Raw genomic sequence first — 24,552 nt, 5'->3', positions numbered from 1 at the left:
GCCGGAAGCGCCGGGCGAACACACCGGGTGCGGCGCGGCAGAACGGGTCAATCGCCCACGTGAATGCCGGGGCGGCGACCAGGATCGGGTTCATTGCTGCGGATGATCTCGCGAGTGACGGGAGCCGTGTCACCGCGCCCCAGGAGGAAGTAGCGGAACATGTGCTTCAGGGGGCTGCCTTCGGCCCAGGCGAAGTAGCAGTGCGGCTTGACGCCGGTGGTGTCGCGCAGCGCCAGGAGGATGGCCGCGATGGCGTTCGGGGCGGCCGGGGCCTCGGCGCGCAGGATGCGGTACGGGCCGACCTGGATGCCATGGATGGTGAGGGTGTCGCTGAAATCGGAAGGGTCGACCACATCGATCTCGAGGAACAGTACGTCGGCGGGCCCGGGGACGGGGTTGGTGCCGCGCTGTTCGAGTTCCTTGGCCGAGTACTCGGCTTCGTCGCCGGCCTGCCGGCGGTTGGCGATGATGTTGATGGACTGGTCGTGGGCGAGGGTATCGGCGATGAACCGGCGGGCGGCCTCATCGAAGACGAGGCGGTCGGCGCGCAGTTCAGTGGTGCGCGAGACCCGTGAGACCAGCGAGACGATGATGATGCCGAGGATGAACATGCCCGATATGGCGATGCCGTCGGGCTTGTCGATGATGTTGGCGACCAAGGCGTAGAAGAGGACCGCGGTCAGCATCGCGAAACCGACGGTGGCCGTGCGTTTGCGGCGGCGTACGACGGAGACGGTGACGGCGAAGGCGCCGGAGACCATCATGGCCAGGATGCCGGTGGCGTAGGCGCCGGCCTGCTTGTCGACATCCGCGCCGAACGCGATGGTGATCAGGACACACAAAGCGGTGTAGACGACCACCACGGGGCGTACCGCGCGGCCCCATTCGGGGGCCATGCCGTAGCCGGGCAGGTAGCGGGGCACGATATTGATCAGTCCGGCCATCGCCGACGCGCCGGCGAACCAGAGAATCAGGATGGTGCTGATGTCGTAGACGGTGCCGAACGCCTGCCCTACATGCTCGTGCGCGAGCCACGCCAGTGCGCGGCCGTTGGCCGCACCTCCGGGCTCGAACTGCTTGTGGGGGATGAGGACGGTGGTCGCGAAGCTGGCGGCCAGTAGGTAGACGCTCATGACGAGCGCCGCAGTAGTGAGCAGTCGGCGGGTGTTGCGGATCCGGGAGTGCAGACGCTGTTCGGCGTCGGCGGCGTCTGCCGTCACGAGCGGCATCATGCTCACGCCGGTCTCGAAGCCCGACAGGCCCAGGACCAGCAAGGGGAAGGCCAGCAGAGCCGGGCCTGCCAGGTCGCCGAAGCCGCCGCCGTCACCGAGGGCGTCGGTCCAGCCCGACAGGGCACCGGGTGTGCTGAATACATGTGTCAGAGCGACGGCGATGACCACGGCATTGAGGACCAGGAAAATGGCCACCAAAGGGATGGCCACTTTGACGGCTTCGCTGAACCCGAGGAGAAAGACCCCGCCCAGGATCAGGAGCAGCACCACGGTGAGGACGACCTCATGTCCGTGCAGAGCCTGGGGAAAGAAGGGATTCTCCACTACGTGAACGGAGGCGTCCGCCGTGGACAGGGTGATGGTGATGATCCAGGAGGTGGCGACGAAGCCGAGCAGGACCAGCACGAACAACTTCCCCCACCAGAACGGCAGCAAGTCCTCCAGCATCGCCACCGATCCGGCCCCGTGCGGGCTCTCCTTCGCCACGCGCCGATACATCGGCAGCATGCCCAGCAGGGTCAGCGCCACGATCAGCAGCGTCGCCAGGGGCGAGACGGCGCCGGCAGCCAGTGCGGCGATCGCAGGCACATAGGCGAGACTGGAGAAGTAGTCCACGCCGGTCAGACACATCACCTTCCACCAGGCATGCGTCTCCGCGTGTCCTCCGCCCGCCGCCGGTCCGACCGGCTGCACCTGATGACGCAACATCCACCGCGCAAGACGGCCTCTCGGCGTGATCCGCAGGGCCGGACTGTCCACGACCTCGGGGACGAGCGGCCGATTCACATCTTCCATATGCTCCATGAGCCTTTCCTGGTTCCCATCGACGCAGCGCACCAGTCGGAGTCCTGCCCGCGGCACGACCACCGAGTATGAGACCTGCCGCACACGGAGCCGGCCGGTCAGGCTAGCCGCGCCCCACCTTCTTCCCCACGTCTGCCACGCCAAAGACGAACCGTTGCTCGCCTCAGCCATTCCCGACGCGGGGCCATACGCGCGACCGAAGCAGAGCGGGCGTTCATCCAGCGGCCCCGGTGCGTCTCAACGCGATCGGCGTGAAGGCGAACGTGACGTCGTTCGCGGTGCGCCGGTTCGTCGACCGCGGCCTACTGGTCGACCTGAGCGCGAACCCGGACGGGACGCTGCACCACCCGGCCAGGTCGCGGAGGTGTGCCAGCGCCAGCACCTCGCGGACCTGGTCGCCGCCGACACGCCCCTCGGACCCGAGCAAGCCGCCGCCCGGCTCCGGGTACGACCGCGCCGACTTCGACCACATGGTTCGGCTCGGCTGGGTCCGGTCCCACAGCCGATCGACGCGCGCTTCGGTGCCAGCCGCGCCGGCGTCGTCGACGTCGCGCTCTACGCCACGGCGGCCGTCGACCCGGCCGTCTCCGCCCACCCCGCAGTCGACCGGGAGCAGTTGCCCACAGTGGAGAAGGGCCGGTGCTCCCGCTCGCGCCGCTGAACCCGGAACCGGCGCCAGCACCCGCGTAGCCCTTCCGCAGGTGCAACGGCCCTCCGTACCCGGGCCCGTGGGCGCACCGGGCGCGGAGGGTGTTCACACGGCCTGTGTGAGCGCGGCGTCCAGACGGTCCAGGAGGCCATAGAGGGCGCGCGCGGACAACGTAGGCGCGGCTCTGGACGCAGCGCACGGTGCCCTCCAGCGTCACGGACAGCCGGCCTTCCGCCTCGCGCAAGACGACGCCGGCGAGCCCCCCGGGGGCCGCTGCTCTTTGGCGGCTGGTCGGCGCGGCGGCGGACATCGGCGGCACCGCGCGGGCATGGCCGGTCAGATGGAAGGCGTTCTGCTCGTAGTCGCGGGTCGTCAGCGCGTCCGGGCCGGTCCACGCGAGAACGGTCTTCACCAGGCTCTCGTACGGCTCGCGATCGAGCGGGAGGCCCGCCTCAGTCAGGCCGTCGGAGTCGTACAGGACCGTGTACGTCGCGTACCGACGAAAATTCGCGGCAACGGCGAACACGGGTGTGCCCGTGCCACCGGTCCGGTAGTCGCAACCCGCCTTGAATGCCAGCTCGGAGGCGAAGCCCGTTGGACCTGGAGAGCGCTTCGCGAAGACCTGCATCGGCTGCGAGATCCTGCTCTATACCGGCACGGACGGTGAGAGCGGCAGGCTGCGGGAGGCCTCATCTCCTTTGTCGGCGACCGGCCATTCCGTACACGAAGATGCCGAAGCAGTCAGCGTTTTTGCGATCACGCATCGGAACATGCGGTCGGGGGTTCGGTCGCCGGGTGGTCGACCGGTGACCATGCCAGAGTCCGCCCCTCTGGCCGTCGACGCCATGGGGCGTGTCGCCACCGGGTTGACCGCGGATCTGGCCGTCACCAGCCATCCATCGCAGTCACCGCTGTCGCGGCGCAGCCTCGGCGAAGCGGGTGCCGCCAGGGAAGCTGCTCTGCTCGAGCGGTTCCGCCGCACCCGCTACGCCACGGCGACCGATCTCGACCTTGCGTGCGGGAGGCTGAGCCGGGTCGACTACGGCCACCTGCCGCCCGTTCCGATCCGGTACGGCCTCTGGTTCAGCGGTCCAGCTCTTCCTCGATCGGCGGCTTGGGCACCTCGCGCAGGTGCTGCGACAGACCGGGCTTGCCGCCCCGACGGGCCTGTTCGCCGCGTTGCCCCGGGCTGTGACCCAGATCCGTGTCGGGATCGGTCCGTATGGAATGGGCGATGTCGTCCCGATTGGTATAGGTCTCCGGCGGTATGCCGCGCAGAGCGGACATCACCTCGTCGGAGGCACCGGCGGAACGTGCCGCCTCCAGCAGCTCGGTCTTGTCTGCGGGGAAGTCCACGTCCCGCAGAGCGCCGAGAACGTCGTCGACCGTCGCGTGCGCCATGGGAATCCCTCCCTCACTCACGTTGGGAACGGGCTCCGCGTACCCATGTCGAGTTCCGGCACACGAGGAACGACAAGGTCAGCGCCAGACCGGTCGCGCTCGGCGTGGCCGAACGGTGGCTTGCCCGGCGTGTGCGGCTTCCATGCCCAGCCCGGCGCGGGCTGCCTGGGCCGGCGTGGATTGTTCGACCTGACCTTTAGTTTCCGCGTCCGCCCGAACGTCACCGCGCTGTTCCCGGTCACGCCGGACGCCCGTCGGCGGGCATGGCGACGGCTGACCACCGCTTTCCGGCGCGGTCGCGTATCCAACTCGCGGGTCCCTCAGCCGTGCGTAGCGCGCCATCGCGATGGCAGGCCGCCTTTCCCGGCATGCCATCGCGTCCCTGCACCGGGCCGGGCACGCGATTACCTGGCTTGTTTCCTCCCTCGCAGGAGGAGGGCGCGGATGTGTCCACGGGCGGCCTCGGCGCCCTACTGCGGCGGACGCGCGAACCGAGCGCGGTGTGAAGAGCGGCGCGACAGGAAACGAAGGTGTGTGGACATGGAACGAGGCAGCAATCCGGTCGGTCCCCGTAGGGACGACGAGATGAAGCACGAGCTGGAAGGGCAGCTGCGGGCCGGCCGGCCCACGCACGTCGAGGAGACGAACGAGCCCGAGCCGCCGGCCGACGACGACATCCGTGTCGACCCGGGCGGGCCCGTCCCGCCACCCGGTGAGCAACGCGAGCAGGCCAGGGCAGCCGCCGAGGCGGACTCCCTGCGGATCGAGTTGGCGCGCCACCTGGAGCGCGCCGCTTTCCCGGGCGACCGGCAGAGGCTGTTGGACATGCTGCAAGCGCACAACGCGCCGGACCCCGTGCTGGAGGCGGTGCGGAAGCTCCCGGAGAGCGGCGAGTACGCCAATGTGACCGAGGTCGCCAGGGCGCTCGGTGGCGAGCCCACGGGGTGAGTGTTTCCGCTGAACGTTGCGGACGGAGCCCGTGCGCCACCCGTGTGATCGGCAGACGCTTCGGCGAACAGGTGGAGCAAGGAGGAGAGCCGATGTCGGACCCGCAACAGCCCGAGCTGCGGCGCAGTGACAAGGGGGCGGCCACTCCGCAGGACAGCCAGTCCCGCTAGGCACAGGCCCAGGGCGAGAACCAGGACACCGTCCAGGAAGTCGCCGACGGTGCCAGTGCCACCTCGGACCGGGTCCCCGCACTGACGGACTACCTGTACCTGTCCACCACCAACTCCACGGCCTTCAGCCCGACCGACACCGTGCCGCTGTCGACCCGCGCCTAAGCCATGATGAGTGTGCAGAGCATCTCCGCCCTCCTGACCTCGCTCCTGCTGATCGCGCGGGCCATCGGCATCCTGCACTGACAGTGGCGACATGAATCCTTCACCGCCCGCCACTGCGCCGAGGGCGGCTCTCGATCGGGCGCTACGCGCGTCTGTTCACCGCGCCTTCACGGTCCAGACCCCGCGCGTGGCGCCCCCTGACGTCGCTCGCGGCGCGGAGGCTCCCTCAAGCGCCGTGTTGCTCCCAGATGCCCACCGAGGACACTGAGGGAAAGGGCAGGGCGCAGGAGGTGCTGTGTGGCGGCCACTCGGTGTAGGACGGCGGGTGCTCCTGGTGGCATTCGCACTTCTGGCGCTGCTCGCATGCGGCGTCGGCGGGTATGCGCTGCTCGGGTTCTCCCTGCCGGACGCCGTCTACATGACGGTGATGACGCTGACCACGGAGGGCTTCTCGGGCGCCGACCGGCTCACCGAGGACGGCAAGCTCTTCACTGCCGCGCTGGCGGTGGTGGGCGTCGCGGTCTTCGTCGCTGCCCTGGGGTTGATCGGGACGGCACTGGTGGAGGGACGGTTCGGGCCTGCGGGAAGGAAACGGCGCATGCAGCATCGCATCGACACGCTGCGCAACCATTTCATCGTCTGCGCCTACGGGCGGGTCGGCCAGGCCGTGGCCCGCGAATTCGAGGCCGAGGGCATCCCGTTCGTGGTGATCGAGACCAAGGCCACACTGGAAGAGAAGCTTCAGCGGGATCATGTGCCCTACCTGATCGGCAACGCCGCCTCCGAACAGGTACTGCGCCGCGCCGGCATCGATCACGCCCGCGGTCTGGTCTGCGCGGTCGATTCTGACGCCGAGAACGTGTACATCACCCTGATCGCCCACTCCCTCAATCCATCTCTCGCCATCGTCTCCCGAGCCTCGGAGGCGGCGTCGGCCGAACGCCTCACCCACGCCGGCGCGAGCAGTGTGGTTTCTCCCTACACCACCAGCGGCCGACGTATGGCCCTGATGGCTGTCCGCCCGCACGTGGTGGACTTTCTCGAGTTCACCCGGCCCGGCAGCTCGGAGTTCCGGATCGAGGAGATCCGCATCGATGCCCACTCCCGTCTTCTGGGACGGCCTCTGCGACAGGCTTGTGGTGGAGCGCTCCCCCTGCTGATCCGCCGCGCCGACGGCGCCCTGGAGCCCAACCCTGATCCCGATACCGCCGTGCGGGCCGGTGACACCATGATCGTGTTCGGCGACCCCGGTGCTCTGCGCCCCATCGAAGAGGAGTAGGCGAAGCAGCAGGGCGTACCAGTCACGGCCGAGCCCCACCCTTCCCTCCGGGGTCATCGACGCCCACCTGGGCACCGCCATCGGTCTCATCTCCCAGGACGGGTACACCGCGGCCGCCGGTCGCCGCCTCCACGCTGCCCAGAGACGTCTGGAGTATCGGCAGAGTCATCGCCTGGGACCTCACCGGCAGGCTGCCGGAGACCGACCTGCCACTGCTGCCCCTCCGGCCCCGGCGCACCATCCAAGGAGGTAGCTAGGTGTATTGACCCGCAGCGTTGTTCACCCTCAACGACTCCACCGTCTTCGACGCAGTCCTGGACGCGGTAAGGGTTCCGCGGACCGGTGCCGGGCGGCCGCGTCGCGGACCCGACGCTGTCATCGCGGACAAGGCGTATTCGTCACGGGCGATCCGCCAGATGCTGCGGCGGCGGGGCCTCCAGGCGGTGATCCCCGAACGGGCCGACCAGAAGGCCAACCGCGTGCGGCGCGGACAGGCCGGCGGCAGGCCACCGGCCTTCGATCGCGACCTCTACAAAGCCCGCAACGTCGTCGAACGCTGCTTCAACCGGCTCAAGCAGTTCCGTGCCATCGCCACCCGCTTCGACAAGCTCGCCGCCCGCTACCGGGCAGGACTCCACCTCGCAGCACTCATCCTCTGGCTTCGCTAGCCTCGACAAGATCACTCGTCAGATACGGCCTAGTACTCGAAGAGTACTTCCGGATTGTTCGGCGAGGGGCCGTCCAGCAGCGGACTGTGGATCCCCTTCAGCGTCCGGTCGAAGAACGCCGTCACGTACTCGCGGGTGATCACCACCCCGCGTTCCGGGGAGAGGGGCGGCGTCGGGAACCCGGCCTCGTGGAGAAGCAGGTCCAGGTCGCTGAAGCTGAAGTGGTCGGCGCCGGCGACCGTCAGCCACTTCTTGTAGCCGCCGAGGGCGGCCCAGGTCTGCCCCCACGTGGTGTCGTGGCCGCCGACCGGGTGGTTGTCGGCCGCACCCAGCATGAGGAACGGCCGGTTGATCTGGCCGGGCATCGGGGCCGGGTGGAAGGCGCCGTCCATGTTCACTCCGGCCCGTACTCGCGGGTCGGCGATCATCGTGGCGGCGGCCGCCGCTCCGCCGAGGGAGTGTCCGGCCATGCCGATCTCGTGCTTGTCGATGAGGTGTGCCAGGCGCCACGCGGTATTGCCCTGCGTCAACTGGTCGATCACGAAGGACACGTCCAGCGCGCGGCTGGCGGCGACGGAGTCGAAGTCGAGCGCCGGGTCATCGCAGATCGCGCACGGCGGCGTCTGGCCGTTCGCCAGCGTCTCGCCGCTGTCCTCGTAGGTGTGGCCGACGAGCGCGACGACGTAGCCGTGACTGGCCAGGTCGGTCGCGAGCGAGGTGAGCACCATGCGCGGATCCTCGTACGCGGGTGAGAGGACCACCAGCGGATACTTGCCGCGCTGCGGCCGCGCGCCGTCGAAGGCGCGAGTGGTGACGCTGGAAAGGTTCTGCGGGGTGACGCCGGAGCTCGCCGGCAACTTCCGGCGCTGGATGATTCCGGCTGCCTCGGCGAGGGTCATGTAAGGGGCCGGAGTCCCGGTCCCGGGGACGGCCGGGTAGACCATCGTGACGGTCAGTTGGCGGGGGCCGGATGACGGCACCCACGGGTCGGGACGGCTCGCGTCGGTGAGGTGGATGACGTCTTCGCCGGCGGCGTAGGGGCCGGTCGGCGCGGGGAGCGTGCCTTGGAAGGACCGCGGTGGCGCGGTTGCCGTGGCCGGTGCGGTGTCGAACGCGTGCGTGGCCACCGGTGTGGCCGACGGTGTGGTCGTGGCGGCGAACCCGGCGCCGGTTCCGGTGACGAGGGCGGCGAGCGCCAGCACCGCGACAGCGCTGATACGGCGATTGCGTTTCATCCCGCCGGCCGGGCAGGGGCGGTCGGCGGCGCTCGAGTGTCGATCGGTCATGGCCCCACGATGTCGCACCAGGCGGCGCCGGGTCGGTAGTGTGAACCCACCGGCCGGACGGGGGGTAAACCCTACCCCCGCTGATGGGCTCTCCTACGCGGCGCTGCACTAGACCGCGTCCCCGCACAGCTCTCATGGACGCCGCCGATACGGCCCTTGGCATTGTCAGACAGGCCCTAGTTGTATTGACCCGCAGCGTTGTTCACACGGGTGATCGGTGGGTGGCCGCCGAGTGCGGTGTGGCAGCGGTGGTGGTTGTAGGTGTGCAGAAAGTGTGCCAGGGCCTCGGTGCGTTCGGTGTTGCTGGTGTAGGGCCGCTGGTAGGCCCATTCGTCGAGCAGGGTGCGGTTGAAGCGTTCGACCTTGCCGTTGGTCTGCGGCCGGTAGGCGCGGGTGAGTTTGCCGGCCGCGCCGAGGTCGGCCAGTGCCTGCCGCCAGGCGAAGCTCTTGCGGTAGGGCCAGGCGTTGTCGGTCAGGACTCGTTCGATGCGGTCGATGCCGTGGGTGGCGAAGAAGGCGGCGGCCCGGCGCAGGAAGGCGGCGCAGGTGGCGGCCTTCTCGTCCGCGTGGATCTCGCTGTAGGCCAGGCGGCTGTGGTCGTCGACGGCGGAGTGGACGTAGTCGAAGCCCATGGCGTTGCGGGTGGCGCGGCCGGCTTGTCGGCCCAGCACCTTGTGACCGCCGCCGTCGGGGATCCGGCCGAGCTTCTTGACGTCGACGTGGACCAGTTCGCCCGGCCGGTCGCGCTCGTAGCGGCGGATGATCTGCCCAGTGGGCCGGTCCAGGAAGGCCAGCCGGTTCAGGCCGTGGCGGACCAGGATCCGGTGGGCGGTGGAGGCGGGCAGGCCCAGGATGGGGCCGAGGCGGGCCGGGCCGAGTTTGCGGGCCTGCCGCAGCTGGCAGACGCGGGCCTCGGTTGCGGCGCTGGTCCGGTGCGGCGTCGTGCGGGGGCGACTGGAGCGGTCGTGGAGTCCGCTGTCGCCCTCTGACCGCCAGCGCCGGATCCACTTGTGGGCCGTGGAGCGGGAGATGCCCATCTCGGCGGCGACATGGGCGACCGGGCGGCCTGAGCGGACACGCTCGACCAGCAGCCGCCTGCCGTGAACGGTCAGCCGGGCATTACGGTGGGACACGAAGACCTCCGTGCGGTGCAGTCCTAGACAGCTCCACCACACCGGAGGTCTTCGCCATGATCAAGCCCGGCAAGTGTCAACAACGCTCGTGATCAATACACCTAGTGCCGCATCAGCCGGCCGGGGCGGGACCATCCCCGCGGGCGGGGGGCCCTTCGGCTCGTCCTGGAATGGCCCCAAGGCCGGCGATGCTGGCGCCTTGGAGGAGCACGAGCAAGTCGTGGTCATGCTAGGGGGTGCCGAGGATCTCGTCCCGGCCGTTGCCGCGTGGTGATCCTCAGAGGTCCTGGACAGCGCGGAGGGCCTGGTCGACGCGGGCCATGGCCGCAGTGTCGACGGGGCCGAGGAGTTTGGCGCCGTCGAAGCGGCCGATGCGTAGCTGGACGATGTTGACCGCGACGGCGGTGCAGGGGATCGGGGTGTCGAGCACCACCGACATGGCCGTGTCCGGGAACCGGCCGCTCTCGTGCAGCACGATCACCAGGACAGCGCCGTAGGACTCTTCCAAGCCCGTCAGGCTGATGATCAGGACGTTGCGGCCGTCGGGCAGCGTCCAGACCTCACCGCGCCTCACAGGGTGTCGCCCTCGCCCGCCAGGTCGTCGCCCAGGCCGAGCGCGGCGAGCTGCCGCCCGGCGTCCAGGGTCGCGGCCCGGCGCGCGGCACGCACCACATACGCGTTCACGCTCAGGCCGGCCTCGGAAGCGGCCGCCCTGATCGAGGGCGCGAGGTCATCGGGGATGCGCAGGGTCATCGTGGTGACAGACATGGTGGCAAGCCTAGCCACCATCATCCGGTGCCGTAAGGGGAAGCCGCGGCTGAAGTGCGGACGGCACCCTCCAGTCGCAGGGGGCCGTCCGACGCTTCGAGCCCCTGGCACGGGTGGATCCGCGAGCAATCGCGTGGCGGGCTGGCCCGCCAGGCGTCCCTCCGGGGTGCCGGTGGCTGGTGGCCGGTGGCCGGTGGCCGGTGGCCGGTGGCCGGTGGCGGAGTACTCACCGGCCACCCGGCCCCGCAACCGGTGGCCGCACCCGCCGTGCCGGCTGGAAACGGCCTCGCCGTACGCCCACCACCCGACATCGGTGAACTCCACCATCAGCTCCTCGGCGCGGTGGCCCCGGCGCGGAAATACACGTGGGCGAGACCTTCGGCGGTGATTTCGCGCAGCCGCGGCTCGACGGCGCCGGTCTGCTGGGCGTCGAACAGGCGGGCTGCGTAGTCGGGTGGCAGCGCGAGGGTGGGGTGCCGCAGGCGGACGTCGTCGGTGGTGCCGGCGCCGCGGTGAATCCGAACCGGGCCGGGGTGCCGATGACCAGGCCGGTGCTCGTGGCAGTTTGGCGGCGGACCTGCTCACGGATGCGGGGCTGCCAACGGGCTCGGACGGCGTCGGCAAGGCGCTGGGCGAGGTGCGGGCGGGGCCGGCGGATCTGATCCTTGGCGTAGCGTAGCGCTCCACGATCCGCTGGAAGACGCCCAGGAGGCCGGCGACCGCGCAGGTGCTCTTGAGTGGACGGACGAGGTAACGCATCTGCGCGCCCTCGGCTTCGGGACGGAGCGGGTGAACCCCCGCTGCACGGCGCGGTCCAGCCGTCGGTTACCAGCCCCATGGAAGGGCTCCCTACAAGACGGCTGTATGGCCTCTTGCGGGTCGATCCTCCGGTCCGGCGAGGGGGGGATTTCCACGCCGGACCGGGGGAATTGCCGCGAGAGGAGCGTCCCAGGCGCGTGCGGGTGTCTCGCGGTTGGTGTCAGAGACCGCCCTCATCACCTGCTTCGTCTTCCGTTGCCTCACGGGGTGTCGGACATCGAAATCTCAGTGTCGTTTCCTCGGCGGTCTGTCTCGATCGGAGCAGACCACCGGACCTGTGACCTCGGCTGTCGCACACCTTCCGAGTCAGCAGTCCGCAGGTCCCCCACCTGTGCGGTTGCCAGGTGGTGTGGGGACCAGCGCGGTGTCGGGCCGGAAGTGCGGCCGCGCGTCGACGCCACCGGCGAGGCCTGGACGCGGGCTGCCGGAGCGGAACTCGCGTGAACAAGCCCGCGGGTGTGGCCCGCTCGATCGCGCCGTGCGGTCGATGCGCTTTCCCGGCCGGCCGGAAGGGCGGATCAGCGCAGTCCGGCGAAGAGATCGTTCTCGGGTATGGCCGCGCCGGTGGCGTCCTGGACACGTACGAAAGTCTCCACGCCCATCAACTCGCCGAACCTCTCCTTGCCCATCTTGAGGAAGAAGATGTTCTCGCCCTGGCTGGCGTGCGCGGCCAACGCGTCGAACTTCTGACCGCTGAACGCGGTCGTGTCCACCCATGTGGTGATCTCATCGTCGGGGAGGCCGATCTCGGCCAGCGCCGCGGTCTCGGCCGGATCCGGCTCCGGCATGTCCTCATGGAACTCGCGCATGACCTCGCCGAACCGCTGCATCATCGAACGCGGCATCGTGGTCCAGTACACCTTCGGTGCCAGCGCGGTCATCTCCAGTGCCGCCATCGTGATGCGGTGAGCCTGGATGTGGTCGGGGTGGCCGTAGAAGCCGTTCTCGTCATAGGTGACGACCACATCAGGCCGGTAGTGCCGCATGAGTTCCGCGAGTCGGGCCGCGCCTTCCTGCACGGGGGTCTGCCAGAAGGATCCTGGGGCGTCGTTGCTCGGCCAGCCCGCCATCCCGGAGTCCGCGTAGTCCAGCGTCTCCAGTGCGCTGACCTTCAGGACTTCACAGCTCGCTTCGAGTTCTTGACGGCGCATCAAGGCGACCGCCGCCGGATCGTGTCCGGGATCGCCCGGCTTGACACCTCCCGGTCCGTCACCGCAGCCACCGTCGGTACACGTCACGAGAACCGTGCGGATGCCTTCCGCCGCGTACCGCGCGAGGACCCCTCCGGTTCCGGTGGCCTCGTCGTCGGGGTGGGCGTGTACTGCCATGAGCGTCAAGGGCCGGTCAGTCATGAAACAGTCCTCCTGGAGAAATGCGTCTTGGTCCGCGTGTACGACGGGCGCACCGCGATCTTGGGGCCCGGATCCTGGTGGGCGGACGACCTCGTGGTCTCCGTGTTTCCCGCCCGTGCGGAACCGGCCCCTCGGTCGATGCAACCATGCCGGCCGGACCAGCTGTTCCCGGCGCGGCCGACCGATCCTCCAAGCGTCGGCGTTCAATGCGAACGAGGTACAGACGCGCCCTGTACGCCGCCCACTGATGGCGGGTCCGGCGACGGCTCACATCGAGAATGCAGGCGGGTCTGCGGCGGTGGAGTCTCTCCGAACACTTGGTCCACGGCGCGGTGCCGTGGACGGCTGAATCAGTGCTTCGTGGTCGTAGCGAGCCGGATCTCGGTGTCACACCGGAGATCCCGCCGGTACCGATGCCCGTCCCCGCGAAGATCCGCAACTACGCGGGTACGATCCCCGCCCGCGACCGGCGCTGAAGCGTGATCCTGGACGCTCCTCGCGAGCCGCACCGTCACCGAGATCGTGACGGCGCGCGCGGCCTCGACCTCAAGGTCATCTCGAGCAGCCTGCGCGCGAGCCCTGACACCGACATGGCCGAGACTCCGTCCGGGACACCGTCACGTGGGACGTAGACAAGCACGGCAGCGTCAACGGCCACCTGCTGCGGCACCCAAGTGACCCGTCCCGGGCATTTCCGCACTGAAGGGTGCGTTGATCCGCCAGGACTGGTCGGCCTGGCCGTTGCAGGTCCACAGGACCAGCGGAGTGTCATCGGCGGTGCCGGCCCCCTCGGTGTCGAGGCACAGCCCGGCGTGGACGTTGCGGACCGACCCGTCCGAGCCGAGCGTCCATCTGTGGTCGTCCTGGCCGCCGCAGGGCCAGGTGACCACCCGGGGGCCGTTGGCGGTGCCCTGGTCGTAGGCGTCCAGGCACATGTCGCCGAAGACGCGGATCTCGCCGCCGGCCCACGTGGTCCACAACTGGTTGGCGGCCGTGTGGCAGTCCCGGATCAGCACCGTGGCCCCGGCGGCGGTGGAGGCGTTGTCCACGGCCACGCAACGGCCGGACGCGCTGCCCCGCAGACGCGAGGTGGTGGCCGCCAGCGGGCTGCCACCGGCCACCCGGAACACGGCGACGCCGTGCGCGGGGACGTGCGCCGAGATCTGCCCGACGTGCTCGACGTGCCGCCGGTCCACAGGTCTGTGAGGGTGAAGGGCCCACCGGACCAGCCGGCTTGCGCGGCCGTGGTGGTGACGGTCGCGGTGCCGCCTCCCCGGTTGAACATGCCCACCGCGACCGAGCCGTCGGACAGGGGCTTGGCGAACACCTCCGTGCTGCCGTCGTCACGCACCCTGCGCCCGCCCGCGCCCAGCCGATCCTGGTCCACCGCCAGCAGCCGCGGAACACCAGTCGTACTTCAGTTAGTCGACGCCCCACGAGGCGAACGCGGTGGCGTCCTGCACCTCGTGCCCTCTGCTGCCCGTGGACCCCGGGTAGTTGCCCACGGCCTGCGCGCAGGTCCGCTCCCCCGGTGCCTCGTAGATGCCGAACTTCAGGTGCCCTCGATGACCCCGCACCCGAAGCTGTTCCAGCCCAGCGGTGGGGTGAGCGCCGGGCTGCCAGGCGCGGCTGAAGCAGTGGACCGGACGGACGCCGCGACGGACGCGGTGACCGTCAAGACGATGACCGCAAAGGTATGCAGAAGTCGTCTGCCTGGACCTCTGGGCACCTGGACTCCTCTCCCGCAGCGCTTCGAAAAGATTCGTTCGTGATTCCGAACATTGTTCAGCCGTCAGGCTTATGGATGGTCAGGGAGAGGCACGAGTATGTCAACGCTCGCTGTTCCTCTGCGTGTGCGCCGCAGGACTTGGCGTCGATCTCCAGCTCACGGAGCTTCGAAACATTCGATGCGAAGAACGAATTGTGCGAGAAGCATTGACGGCGCTCTCAGACTCCTTACTATCCAAAGTGCTCGGTCTGCCGATCGACGTTCGGTATGACGAACAGCAGTGTCGTGTCAGCCGGGACATACGAGGAGGATTGCCCGTGAACATGTCATGTCCTGGTCAATCATGGGGTCGTCGTCGGGTGCTGGCCTCCGCCACCGGCCTGGTCACCGGCTCGCTGCTCCCGCTCGCCGGATCCTCCCGGACCGCGGCCGCCGGGACGGCCGCCGGGGCCGCAGCGCAGTACACGAACCCGGTGATCTGGCAGGACTTCGCCGACATCGACGTCATCCGCGTCGGCGGCACCTACTACGCCTCGGCCTCGACCATGCACTACTCGCCGGGCGCCCCCGTCCTGCGCTCTTACGACCTGGTCAACTGGGAGATCGCCGGCCACTCCGTACCCCTCCTCGACTTCGGCGCCAAGTACGACCTGAACGGTGCCCGCGGCTACGTCCGGGGCGTCTGGGCCTCGTCGCTGGCCTACCGTCCGGGCAACAGGACCTTCTACTGGCTCGGCCAGATCGACTTCGCCCGGACCTACATCTACACCGCCAGCGCCGTCGAGGGCCCGTGGGGCAGGCTCACGACCATCGGCACGCCGTACTACGACGCGGGACTGCTCGTCGACAGCGACGACACCCTGTACGTGGCGTACGGGAACACCACCATCAGCGTGGCCCAGCTCTCGCCCGACGGACGCAGCCAGGTCCGTACGCAACAGGTGTTCACCGCCCCGTCGAGTGTCGGCACCCTTGAGGGTTCGCGCTTCTACAAGATCAACGGGCAGTACTACATCTTCCTGACCCGCCCGGCGAACGGGCAGTACATCCTGAAGTCGTCGAGCGGCCCCTTCGGTCCGTACACGATGCGGCAGGTGCTTCTCGACCTGCGCGGGCCGGTCGCCGGCGGTGGCGTCCCGCACCAGGGCGGGCTGGTGCAGACGCAGAGCGGTGCCTGGTACTACATGGCCTTCGTGGACGCGTACCCCGGCGGCCGGGTGCCCGTCCTGGCGCCGGTGACCTGGACCTCGGACGGCTGGCCCGTCGTACAGCTCGTGAACGGCGCCTGGGGCACGTCCTATCCCGGTCCCGCCGTGCCCGCTCCGACCCGCCAGGTCGCCCCCATGACCGGGGTCGACACCTTCGACGGGACGAGCCTTAAGCCGAGGTGGGAGTGGAACCACAACCCGGACAACACGAGGTGGTCGGTCGGCAACGGACTGACCCTGCGGACCGCGACCGTCACCGACGACCTGTACTGGGCCCGCAACACCCTCACCCACCGCATCCAGGGCCCCACCTCCACCGCCACGGTCCTGCTGGACCACTCGGCGATGCGGGACGGCGACCGGGCCGGACTGGCGCTGCTGCGTGACTCCTCCGCATGGGTCGGCCTCAAGCGCGACGGTGGCGTGACACGGGTGGTGATGGTGGGCGGGCTGACCATGGACGGCAACTGGAACACCACCGGCACGGGCACCGAACTCGCGAGCGCGCCCGTATCCGGCGGCCGGCTCTGGCTGCGCGCGAACGCGGACATCCGTCCCGGCGCGGCACGCCCCGGGACCTTCTCCTACAGCACCGACGGCATCAACTACGTCCGCCTCGGGCCCGACTTCTCCATGGGCAACGACTGGCGGTTCTTCATGGGCTACCGATTCGCCCTCTTCAACCACGCCACACAGGCACTCGGCGGCGAGGTCCGCGTCACGCGGTTCGAGCTGGCCACGCCCTGACCGGACGGAGGAGCGCACCACCCGACCCCCCACCGATTGTACGAGGAGAACCATGAACCCGCTGAAACGGCTCGGTCGTCGCCGAGCCTCGGTGTTGTCCCTGCTGGCCGTGGCCGTCCTGGTGACGCCAGGGACCGCGGCCGGCGCGTCCGAGACCGTCAAGGCCTCCACGCTGGGCGCCCAAGCGGCCCAATCAGGCAGGTACTTCGGGACCGCCGTGGCCGCCGGCAAGCTCGGCGACGGTACCTACGCCTCGATCCTGGACCGCGAGTTCAACGCCATCACTCCCGAGAACGAGATGAAGTGGGACACGACCGAGCCGTCCCGCGGCTCGTTCAACTTCGCTCCCGCGGACCAGATCGTGGGTCACGCGACGGCCCACGGCCAGCGCATGCGCGGCCACACCCTGGTCTGGCATTCCCAACTGCCGGGCTGGGTCAGCTCCATCGGCGATGCGAACACCCTGCGCAACGTGATGCGCAACCACATCACCACCGAGATGAACCACTTCAAGGGCAAGATCTACGCCTGGGACGTGGTCAACGAGGCGTTCGCCGACGGCGGCAGCGGCCAGCACCGATCCTCGGTGTTCCAGAACCTGCTCGGGGACGGCTTCATCGAGGACGCCTTCCGCACCGCTCGCTCCGCCGACCCCGCGGCCAAGCTCTGCTACAACGACTACAACATCGAGAACTGGTCGGACGCCAAGACCCAGGGCGTCTACCGCATGGTGCGCGACTTCAAGACGCGTGGCGTACCCATCGACTGCGTCGGCTTCCAGTCCCACTTCGGCACCGGCGGTCCGCCCGCCAGTTTCCGGACGACGCTGTCGAACTTCGCCGCCCTCGGCGTGGATGTCCAGATCACCGAACTGGACATCGCACAGGCGCCGTCGACGGCGTACGCGAACACGGTCCAGGCCTGTATGAACGTCTCGCGCTGCACCGGCATCACCACCTGGGGCATCAGGGACAGCGACTCCTGGCGCAGCGGTGACAATCCGCTGCTGTTCGACCGCAACGGCAACAAGAAGCCGGCCTACCAAGCGGCGCTGTCGGCGCTGGGTGGCACGGCTGCGACGCGACGGGCCAGCACCCCTTCGCCCCGGTCCACCGCGAACCTCCCCGCCGGCTTCTCCTGGAACTCCAGCGGCGCGCTGATCGCCCCGAAGCCGGACGCCACCCACAACATCGCCGGGATCAAGGATCCGACGGTCGTCCACTACAACGGCAAGTACCACGTGTTCGCGAGCACCGCCAGCTCGTCCGGGTACAACCTGGTGTACCTGAACTTCAGTGACTGGTCCCAGGCAGGCTCCGCCACGCACCACTACCTCGACCGCACCGCCATCGGCACCGGTTACCGGGCCGCACCCCAGGTGTTCTACTACGCGCCGCAGAAGCTCTGGTACCTCGTCTACCAGACCGGTAACGCCTCGTACTCCACCAACCCCGACATCAGCAACCCCAACGGGTGGAGCGCACCGCACAACTTCTACGCGTCGATGCCCGACATCATCCGCCAGAACATCGGCACCGGTTACTGGGTCGACATGTGGGTGATCTGCGACAGCGCCAACTGCTACCTGTTCTCCTCCGACGACAACGGACACCTCTACCGCTCGCAGACGACCGTGGGCCAGTTCCCCAACGGGTTCACCAACACCGTCATCGCGGCCCAGGACTCCAACAGGTACGCCCTGTTCGAGGCGAGCAACGTCTACAAGGTGCAGGGCGCCAACCAGTACCTCCTGCTCGTCGAGGCCATCGGCTCGGACGGCCGGCGCTACTTCCGCTCCTGGACGACGAGCAGCCTCGCCGGCTCCTGGACACCCCTGGCCGCGTCCGAGAGCAACCCCTTCGCGAAGTCGAACAACGTGGCCTTCCCCGCCGGCGCGTGGACCCGGGACATCAGTCACGGCGAGATGATCCGGGCCGGTTACGACCAGACACTGACCATTCCCGCCTGCCGGCTCCAGTACCTGTACCAGGGCAAGGATCCCAACGCGAGCGGCAACTACGACAACCTCCCGTGGCGGCTCGGCCTCCTCACCCAGACCAACTCCACCTGCTGAACCGGCCGCAGGCCCCCGGCACCCGGTGAATGGAGGGCGTCGCAACACTGCTGGTCGACCGGCCAGGGCCAGTAGATCAACGAGGCGCTCGGCGCTCGGCTGGGATTCCCCAGCCGAGCGTTTCGCGTGGTCGGGGTGTCACAGACGCCGGAAGACGCCGCCGCCGGGGGCAGCGCGGCCGACCTTGCGGCCGCTGCGCAGACCCGGGGGCCCGGGATGATGACGACGGCGAAACGGAACAGGCGAGTGATCCTGGTTCCGCGCGAGACGGACGGCTGTGCTGCCTGGACGGTCACGCCAAGACTGCGTCTAGATCGCCGGTGGCGGCGTCAAGGACGCGCGAAGATCCGGGCGCCGCCGGGGTGAGCGCGTTGGCTACCGGTTGTGTCGATATCGTTCAAGCGGCTGATTGTGGGCCGCCCCCTGAGTAATGACCGTCTGGGTGAGCAGATGCTGCCCAAGCGGATCGCCCTGCCGGTCTTCGCCAGTGACCCGTTGTCGTCGGTGGCGTACGCGACGCAGGAGATCCTGCTGGTGCTGACGCTGGGCGGGCTGGCTTGTCTGCACCTGGTGCCGTGGGTGGCGGCCGCGGTGGTGGTGCTGCTGGCGGTCGTGGTGCTGTCCTACCGGCAGGTGGTGCAGGCCTATCCCTCCGGTGGAGGCTCCTACGAGGTGGCGTCGCGCAACCTCGGCCCGTGGGCGGGGCTGGTGGTGGCCTCGGCGCTGCTGGTGGACTACGTGATGACGGTGGCCGTGTCGGTGGCGGCCGGGGTGGACAACATCATCTCCGCGGTGCCGGCCCTGGACTCCTACCGGGTCGTGGTGAACCTGGGTTTTGTCGTGCTGCTGACCGCGATGAACCTGCGCGGCGTCCGCGAGTCGGGCCGGCTGTTCGCGGTGCCGACGTACCTGTTCGTCGTGGGTGTGGTGGCGATGATCGTCATCGGACTGCTACAGACCGCGTTCGGTCATGCGCCGGTGGCCGAGAGCGCCGGGTGGCAGGTCCGGGCCGAGCCGGGGCACGTGGGGCTGACCGGTCCGGCACTGATGCTGCTGGCGCTGCGGGCGTTCTCGTCCGGCTGTACGGCGCTGACCGGAGTGGAGGCCATCTCCAACGGGGTGCCGGCGTTCAAGCCGCCCAAGGCACGCAACGCCGCCACCACCATGGCGGTGATGGGCGGACTGTCGGTCATCATGTTCGCCGGTATCACCGTGCTGGCCATGATCGGCCACGTGCACTACGTCGACGACGCCTGCCAGCTGGTCGGCTTCCCCGGGAACTGCGCGACCGGGACCCAGCGCACGGTGATCGCGCAGATCGCCGCGGCGGTGTTCGGCGGCACCCATTCGGTGATGTTCTTCTACATCCAGGCCGCGACCGCGCTGATCCTGATCCTGGCGGCCAACACCGCCTTCAACGGCTTCCCGCTGCTGGCGGCGATCCTGGCCGAGCACCGCTACCTGCCCCGGCAGCTGCACACCCGCGGGGACCGGCTGGCCTTCTCCAACGGCATCATCATCCTGGCCGTGGTCGCCGGAGCTCTGATCTATGCCTTCAACGGGTCGGTGACCCGCCTGATCCAGCTCTACATCCTGGGCGTGTTCACCTCCTTCACTCTCTCCCAGGCCGGCATGGTCCGGCACTGGAACCGCGAGTTGGCCGGTGTGAGCGATCCGGGGCTGCGCCGGCGCATGCACCGCTCGCGGGTGATCAACGCGGTGGGGGCCTGTCTGACCGCGCTGGTGCTGGCGGTGGTTCTGGTCACCAAGTTCAGCCACGGCGCCTACCTGGTGGTGATCGCCATGCCGGTGCTCTACGCGATGATGCGTGGCATCCGCCGCCACTACGACCGGGTGGCCCGCGAGCTGCGCCCGCAGCGGGGCGGCATCGTGCTGCCCAGCCGCATCCACGCGGTCGTGCTGGTCTCCCAGCTGCACCAGCCCACCCTGCGCACGCTGGGCTACGCCATAGCCGCCCGTCCGGACACCCTCACCGCACTCACCGTCAAGATCAGTGACGAGGAGGTGAACGCGCTGCGCGCCGAGTGGGAGGAGCGGGAGATCCCGGTGCCGCTGACGGTGATGGCCTCCCCGTACAGGGACATCACCGGCTCGGTCCTGGAGTACATCGGGCGCCTGCACCGCGAGCACCCCCAGGATCTGACAGCCGTCTACATCCCCGAATACGTGGTCGGGCACTGGTGGGAGCAACTGCTGCACAACCAGTCCGCGCTGCGGCTCAAGGCCCGGCTGCTGTTCCAGCGTGGGGTGATGGTCATCAGCGTGCCGTGGCAGCTGGACTCCAGCGACCGTGTGGCCGCGCAGCCGCCGTATCCCGCCTCGCCTGGCGCCGGGGCGAGGGTCGGTTAGCGTTTCGATGATGAAGGGTCTGGATCCGCCGCACGAGAGCGGCCGGCTGCGCCGCCGGGACGTGGGGCGTCGGCTGGCCGTCGTCGGCGCCGCCGCCGCGGGCCTGGCAGTCCTCGCCCTGGCGCTGGTGCCCGTGAGGGACTCGCTTTCGCTGGCGAGCATCGTGCTGATCTACCTGACTGCGGTGGTCCTCGTGGCCGCCACCAGCGGCCTGCGCCTGGCGCTGGCGGCCGCGGTGGCCTCCGATGTGCTGGTCAACTTCTTCTTCGTACCGCCGTTCCACACCCTGACGGTCGAGAACCGTGACCTGGTCATCACCCTGACCGTCTACGTGGTGGTCGCCACCACCGTCAGCGTCGCGGTCGACCTGGCCGCCCGGCAGCGCGCCGCCGCCGCCCGCAGCGGCGTCGAGGCCGCCCTGCTGGCACGCATCACCGAGGCACCCCTGGAGGAACGGCCGCTGAGCGCGGTACTCGAGCACGTCCGTGACACCTTCGGCATGACCGGCGCCGCGCTGCTGGAACGCGACGCCGACGGCGAACACCCGGCCGCCGTCGTGGGCGAGCCGCCGTCAGCTGATCCGACGCTGTCCGTGCCGGCCGGGGAGCACCTGCGGCTGGTGGCGGACGGCCCGGCGGTCTTCGCCGCCGACCAGCGCTTCCTCACTCTGCTGGCCACGGCCGCCGTTCGCGCGCTGCAAGCCGAGCGCCTCGCAGCCCAGGCCGCCCGCGCGAGGGAGCTGACCGAGATCGACAAACTGCGCGCCGCCCTCCTGGCCGCAGTCGGTCACGACCTGCGCACTCCGCTCGCCGGCATCAAGGCGTGCGTGTCCAGCCTGCGCGAGCCCGACCTGGAACTCACCGACGCCCAGCAAGCCGAACTCCTGGCGACCGTGGATGCCGCCGCCGACAAGATGAACGACCTGGTCGAGAACCTCCTCGCGCTCAGCCGCCTGCAAGCCGGCGCCCTCAGCGTCCACCCCCGCGACACCACCGTGGACGAGGTCACCGCCGCCGCCCTGCTGCACACCCCGCCACCCCCCGGACGCGCCATCGACGTCGACGTCCCCGACGACCTGCCGCCCGCCTGGGCCGATCCCGGCCTGCTGGAACGCGTCATCGCCAACCTGGTCGCCAACGCGTTCGACGCCGGACCACCCAGCCAACCCGTCCACGTGCACGCCCGCCAGGAAGGAAACGTGATCCGCCTACAGGTCACCGACCACGGCCCCGGCGTCCCCGCCGACCAGCGGGAACACATCTTCGCCCCCTTTCAGCGCCTGACCGACCACACCAGCCGTCACGGTCTCGGCCTGGGCCTGGCCATCGCCCGCGGCTTCACCGAAGCCATGAACGGCACCCTCACCCCCACCGACACCCCAGGCGGCGGCCTGACCATGACCCTCACCCTCCCCACAGCACCATGACCCGCATCCTCATCGTCGACGACGACCCCCACCTGCTGCGCGCCCTGACCATCGCCCTGACCGCTCGCGGCTACCGGATCAACGCCGCTCCCGACGCCACCACCGCCCTGCGGGCCGCCGCCACCGCCGCCCCCGACCTGGCCGTCATCGACCTCGGCCTGCCCGACCTCGACGGCATCAACATCGTCGAAAGCCTCCGCGGCTGGTCCACCGCCCCGATCATCGTCCTGTCCGCCCGCCACGACGAAACCGCGAAGATCAACGCCCTGGACGCCGGCGCCGACGACTACGTCACCAAACCCTTCGGCATGGGCGAACTCCTCGCCCGCATCCGTGCAGCCCTGCGCCGCGCCACCCCTGCCGACGAACAGCCCCTGATCACCACAGCGGCCTTCACCGTCGACCTGGCCGCCAAGCGCGTCACCACCGCGGCCGGCGAGACCCGCCTCACGCCCACCGAATGGCACCTGCTGGAGATCCTCGTCCGCCACCCCGGACTCCTGGTCACCCAGCGCCAACTTCTCCAGGAGGTCTGGGGGCCCCGCTACGAGAAGGAGACCAACTACCTGCGCGTCCACCTCGCCAACCTCCGCCGCAAACTCGAACCAGAACCCTCCCACCCCCGTTACCTCATCACCGAACCCGGCATCGGCTACCGTTTCACCCCCGACGCCTCCGTCTGACCGCGCGGACGACACGCAACCGGGCGAGCAGTTCGGCCGGAGCGTGCGGAGCGAGCACGTACGGCTTGTCAGAGGCTGCTGAGAAGTGCCAGGCGCTCGGCGCCGGTGGAGCCCTGGTCGGCGTAGTGGATGACGAGCGGTTGGCGGGCTTGCGGGCGCACCGTCTTCTCGTGGTGCAGGTTCGAGGAAGGCGGGGCGGGAGGACCCAGCAGGCCGCGCCCGCACCGGGCGGGACAGGACGAGGCCGGACCACAGGAACAGGACCGGCGGCGACGGTGTCCGGCAGCCCCGGACGCAGGCCGGGGAGCTACTGGGTCACCAGCATCGCGGGCCTGCTCAACGGTTCCCGAACCCGCCTCCAGCGACTCCCGGCTCCGCCCGGGTGTGTCACGTCGTGGCGCCCGGGCGAAGCTGTCGCGGACGTACGCGATACACGCGTTGTCCAGCCCCGATCGTGGAACCCGGGCCGCATGAGCAAGACCGCACTGATCATCATCGACATGATCAACACGTACGAGCACAAGGATGCCGACCTGCTGATTCCCTCGGTGGAATCGGTCGTGCCGGTCATGGCCGACCTCCTGCGGCGGGCCCGCGACCGGGAGGTGCCGGTCATCTACGTCAACGACAACTTCGGCGAGTGGCGCTCGCACCACGGGGAGCAGCTCGAACAGGCGCTCGCCGGGCCGCGTGCCGACCTGGTCGAGCCGGTGAAGCCCGACGGCGACTCCCTCTTCGTCCTCAAGGCCCGGCACTCGATCTTCTTCGAGACACCGCTGAGCTATCTGCTCACGGAGCAGGGGATCGATCGGCTGGTGCTGACCGGTCAGGTGACCGAGCAGTGCGTGCTGTACTCGGCGCTCGACGCGCACATCCGTCACTTCGACGTGGTCGTGCCCAAGGACGCGGTGGCGCACATCCACGCGGACCTCGCGGAGGCCGCGCTGCGCATGATGGAGCGCAACATGGGTGCGCTCATCCGCGAGAGCCACCAGCTGTGGGCGTGAGTGCTCCCCACGTCTGTCGTTGTCCGGAAGCACCGGCCTGGTCGTCTCCCCCGGCCTCCCGACCGGAGAACCCCCGGAATCCGGTACGGCGATCTCCAGCAGCTCGCTGCGCAGTCGCAGCCTCATCCGCCGGTCGCCGCGTTAGCGGATGGCGAAGCCGTAGGAGGACAGCTCGGGCAGCGGCACCGGGTCGAGATACCGGCGCCCCGGCGTGGTCTCCAGGCCGGTCAGTCCGCGCTGCGCTGCACGCCCCCGAGGCACGGGCCCCAGGCGTTCCGGCGTTGTTTCGCCGGTCGCCGCTGCCGGATTCGGGGCATCCCCCGAGGGTGGGCAGCCGTGCCGACACGGCCCGCATGCTCCGGCGCCGGCGGGCGGTGCGGCCGTCCTTGCGGGTCCGGCGGGCCCGCGTACGCCGCACTTGCGCCTCTTGCCGGCGGCCGGCCTCACCATGCACCGCGGCGACGCGCAGCGCGGCGATGCCGGGCCGCCAGCACCTCCGCGACAGGCGCCTGGGGGCGCGGGGCTCCACCCGTAGCGCCCCGGGGGCGCTCCGCAGGCACAGCACGCTCCGGCCGTCCGGCCCTCCCCCGCCGATCTCCCGCACGAACATCTGCCCGATCACCGTACCGGCGCC

Annotated in this window: 16 protein-coding genes and 4 pseudogenes; 10 read left to right on the top strand and 10 right to left on the bottom strand. The window is 69.5% G+C overall.

Annotated elements, in window-relative coordinates; translation table 11 throughout:
• Positions 1-47: 47 nt before the first annotated feature.
• On the bottom strand, positions 48-2,036 hold the full coding sequence (locus AB0F03_RS30985; protein WP_361997872.1) for an amino acid transporter: 1,989 nt from the start codon (positions 2,034-2,036) through the stop codon (positions 48-50).
• Between the two features lie 364 nt (positions 2,037-2,400).
• On the opposite strand from AB0F03_RS30985, the gene AB0F03_RS30980 reads away from it, so the two are divergent.
• Positions 2,401-2,697, top strand: a complete 297-nt coding sequence (locus AB0F03_RS30980; RefSeq protein WP_361997870.1) for a hypothetical protein — start codon at positions 2,401-2,403, stop codon at positions 2,695-2,697.
• 1,071 nt (positions 2,698-3,768) lie between these two features.
• Here the strand turns inward: AB0F03_RS30980 and AB0F03_RS30975 are convergent.
• Positions 3,769-4,086 carry a DUF2795 domain-containing protein gene (locus AB0F03_RS30975; RefSeq protein WP_361997867.1) on the bottom strand — a complete coding sequence of 106 codons (318 nt, stop codon included), beginning with the start codon at positions 4,084-4,086 and terminating at the stop codon, positions 3,769-3,771.
• A gap of 540 nt (positions 4,087-4,626) precedes the next feature.
• Here AB0F03_RS30975 and AB0F03_RS30970 point away from each other — a divergent pair.
• The 3 genes and pseudogenes from AB0F03_RS30970 to AB0F03_RS30960 form a co-directional block, all read left to right on the top strand.
• Positions 4,627-5,034 (top strand): DUF2795 domain-containing protein, encoded by a 408-nt coding sequence (locus AB0F03_RS30970; protein WP_361997864.1) that lies wholly within the window; start codon positions 4,627-4,629, stop codon positions 5,032-5,034.
• Between the two features lie 669 nt (positions 5,035-5,703).
• Positions 5,704-6,648, top strand: a complete 945-nt coding sequence (locus AB0F03_RS30965; RefSeq protein ID WP_361997861.1) for a TrkA family potassium uptake protein — start codon at positions 5,704-5,706, stop codon at positions 6,646-6,648.
• Positions 6,649-6,932: 284 nt separating this feature from the next.
• Positions 6,933-7,316, top strand: a pseudogene (locus AB0F03_RS30960) (transposase); the annotation flags it as partial.
• 29 nt (positions 7,317-7,345) lie between these two features.
• On the opposite strand, the gene AB0F03_RS30955 reads toward AB0F03_RS30960, so the two are convergent.
• The 7 genes and pseudogenes from AB0F03_RS30955 to AB0F03_RS30925 form a co-directional block, all read right to left on the bottom strand.
• Positions 7,346-8,602 carry an alpha/beta hydrolase gene (locus AB0F03_RS30955; RefSeq protein WP_361997860.1) on the bottom strand — a complete coding sequence of 419 codons (1,257 nt, stop codon included), beginning with the start codon at positions 8,600-8,602 and terminating at the stop codon, positions 7,346-7,348.
• Positions 8,603-8,778: 176 nt separating this feature from the next.
• Positions 8,779-9,735 carry an IS481 family transposase gene (locus tag AB0F03_RS30950; protein WP_361997857.1) on the bottom strand — a complete coding sequence of 319 codons (957 nt, stop codon included), beginning with the start codon at positions 9,733-9,735 and terminating at the stop codon, positions 8,779-8,781.
• A 277-nt stretch (positions 9,736-10,012) separates the two neighbouring features.
• Entirely contained in the window at positions 10,013-10,309 is a 297-nt protein-coding gene (locus AB0F03_RS30945; protein WP_361997854.1) for a hypothetical protein, read from the bottom strand.
• Complete coding sequence (locus AB0F03_RS30940; protein WP_361997919.1) at positions 10,306-10,503, bottom strand: toxin-antitoxin system HicB family antitoxin; 198 nt, start codon at positions 10,501-10,503, stop codon at positions 10,306-10,308. The genes AB0F03_RS30945 and AB0F03_RS30940 overlap by 4 nt, the downstream gene beginning before the upstream one ends.
• Before the next feature lie 306 nt (positions 10,504-10,809).
• Positions 10,810-11,321, bottom strand: a pseudogene (locus AB0F03_RS30935) (XRE family transcriptional regulator); the annotation flags it as partial.
• Between the two features lie 519 nt (positions 11,322-11,840).
• Positions 11,841-12,674: a PIG-L family deacetylase gene (locus tag AB0F03_RS30930; protein ID WP_361997852.1), complete on the bottom strand. Its 834-nt coding sequence runs from the start codon at positions 12,672-12,674 to the stop codon at positions 11,841-11,843.
• 719 nt (positions 12,675-13,393) lie between these two features.
• A pseudogene (locus AB0F03_RS30925) lies at positions 13,394-14,403 on the bottom strand (ricin-type beta-trefoil lectin domain protein); the annotation flags it as partial.
• 323 nt (positions 14,404-14,726) lie between these two features.
• Here AB0F03_RS30925 and AB0F03_RS30920 point away from each other — a divergent pair.
• From AB0F03_RS30920 to AB0F03_RS30895, 6 genes are all read left to right on the top strand, one after another.
• Positions 14,727-16,358 carry a glycoside hydrolase 43 family protein gene (locus AB0F03_RS30920; RefSeq protein WP_361997850.1) on the top strand — a complete coding sequence of 544 codons (1,632 nt, stop codon included), beginning with the start codon at positions 14,727-14,729 and terminating at the stop codon, positions 16,356-16,358.
• Positions 16,359-16,410: 52 nt separating this feature from the next.
• The gene (locus tag AB0F03_RS30915; protein ID WP_361997847.1) at positions 16,411-18,432 is read left to right on the top strand and encodes a non-reducing end alpha-L-arabinofuranosidase family hydrolase; all 2,022 of its coding nucleotides are present in this window, start codon (positions 16,411-16,413) and stop codon (positions 18,430-18,432) included.
• 384 nt (positions 18,433-18,816) lie between these two features.
• A complete protein-coding gene (locus tag AB0F03_RS30910; RefSeq protein ID WP_361997845.1) occupies positions 18,817-20,802 on the top strand; it encodes an APC family permease in 1,986 nt (661 codons plus the stop codon).
• A 10-nt stretch (positions 20,803-20,812) separates the two neighbouring features.
• Positions 20,813-22,228: an ATP-binding protein gene (locus AB0F03_RS30905; RefSeq protein ID WP_361997843.1), complete on the top strand. Its 1,416-nt coding sequence runs from the start codon at positions 20,813-20,815 to the stop codon at positions 22,226-22,228.
• On the top strand, positions 22,225-22,911 hold the full coding sequence (locus tag AB0F03_RS30900; protein ID WP_361997840.1) for a response regulator: 687 nt from the start codon (positions 22,225-22,227) through the stop codon (positions 22,909-22,911). Before AB0F03_RS30905 ends, AB0F03_RS30900 begins: the two co-directional genes overlap by 4 nt.
• Positions 22,912-23,381: 470 nt before the next feature.
• Complete coding sequence (locus AB0F03_RS30895; protein WP_361997837.1) at positions 23,382-23,918, top strand: isochorismatase family cysteine hydrolase; 537 nt, start codon at positions 23,382-23,384, stop codon at positions 23,916-23,918.
• Positions 23,919-23,978: 60 nt separating this feature from the next.
• On the opposite strand, the pseudogene AB0F03_RS30890 reads toward AB0F03_RS30895, so the two are convergent.
• A pseudogene (locus tag AB0F03_RS30890) lies at positions 23,979-24,158 on the bottom strand (hypothetical protein); the annotation flags it as partial.
• Between the last annotated feature and the right edge of the window lie 394 nt (positions 24,159-24,552).

It is taken from the genome of Streptomyces sp. NPDC028722, assembly GCF_040637655.1.
Classification (GTDB): domain Bacteria; phylum Actinomycetota; class Actinomycetes; order Streptomycetales; family Streptomycetaceae; genus Streptomyces.
Note: the sequence above shows the minus strand (reverse complement) of the source record. Positions and strands in the feature narration are given on the sequence as shown.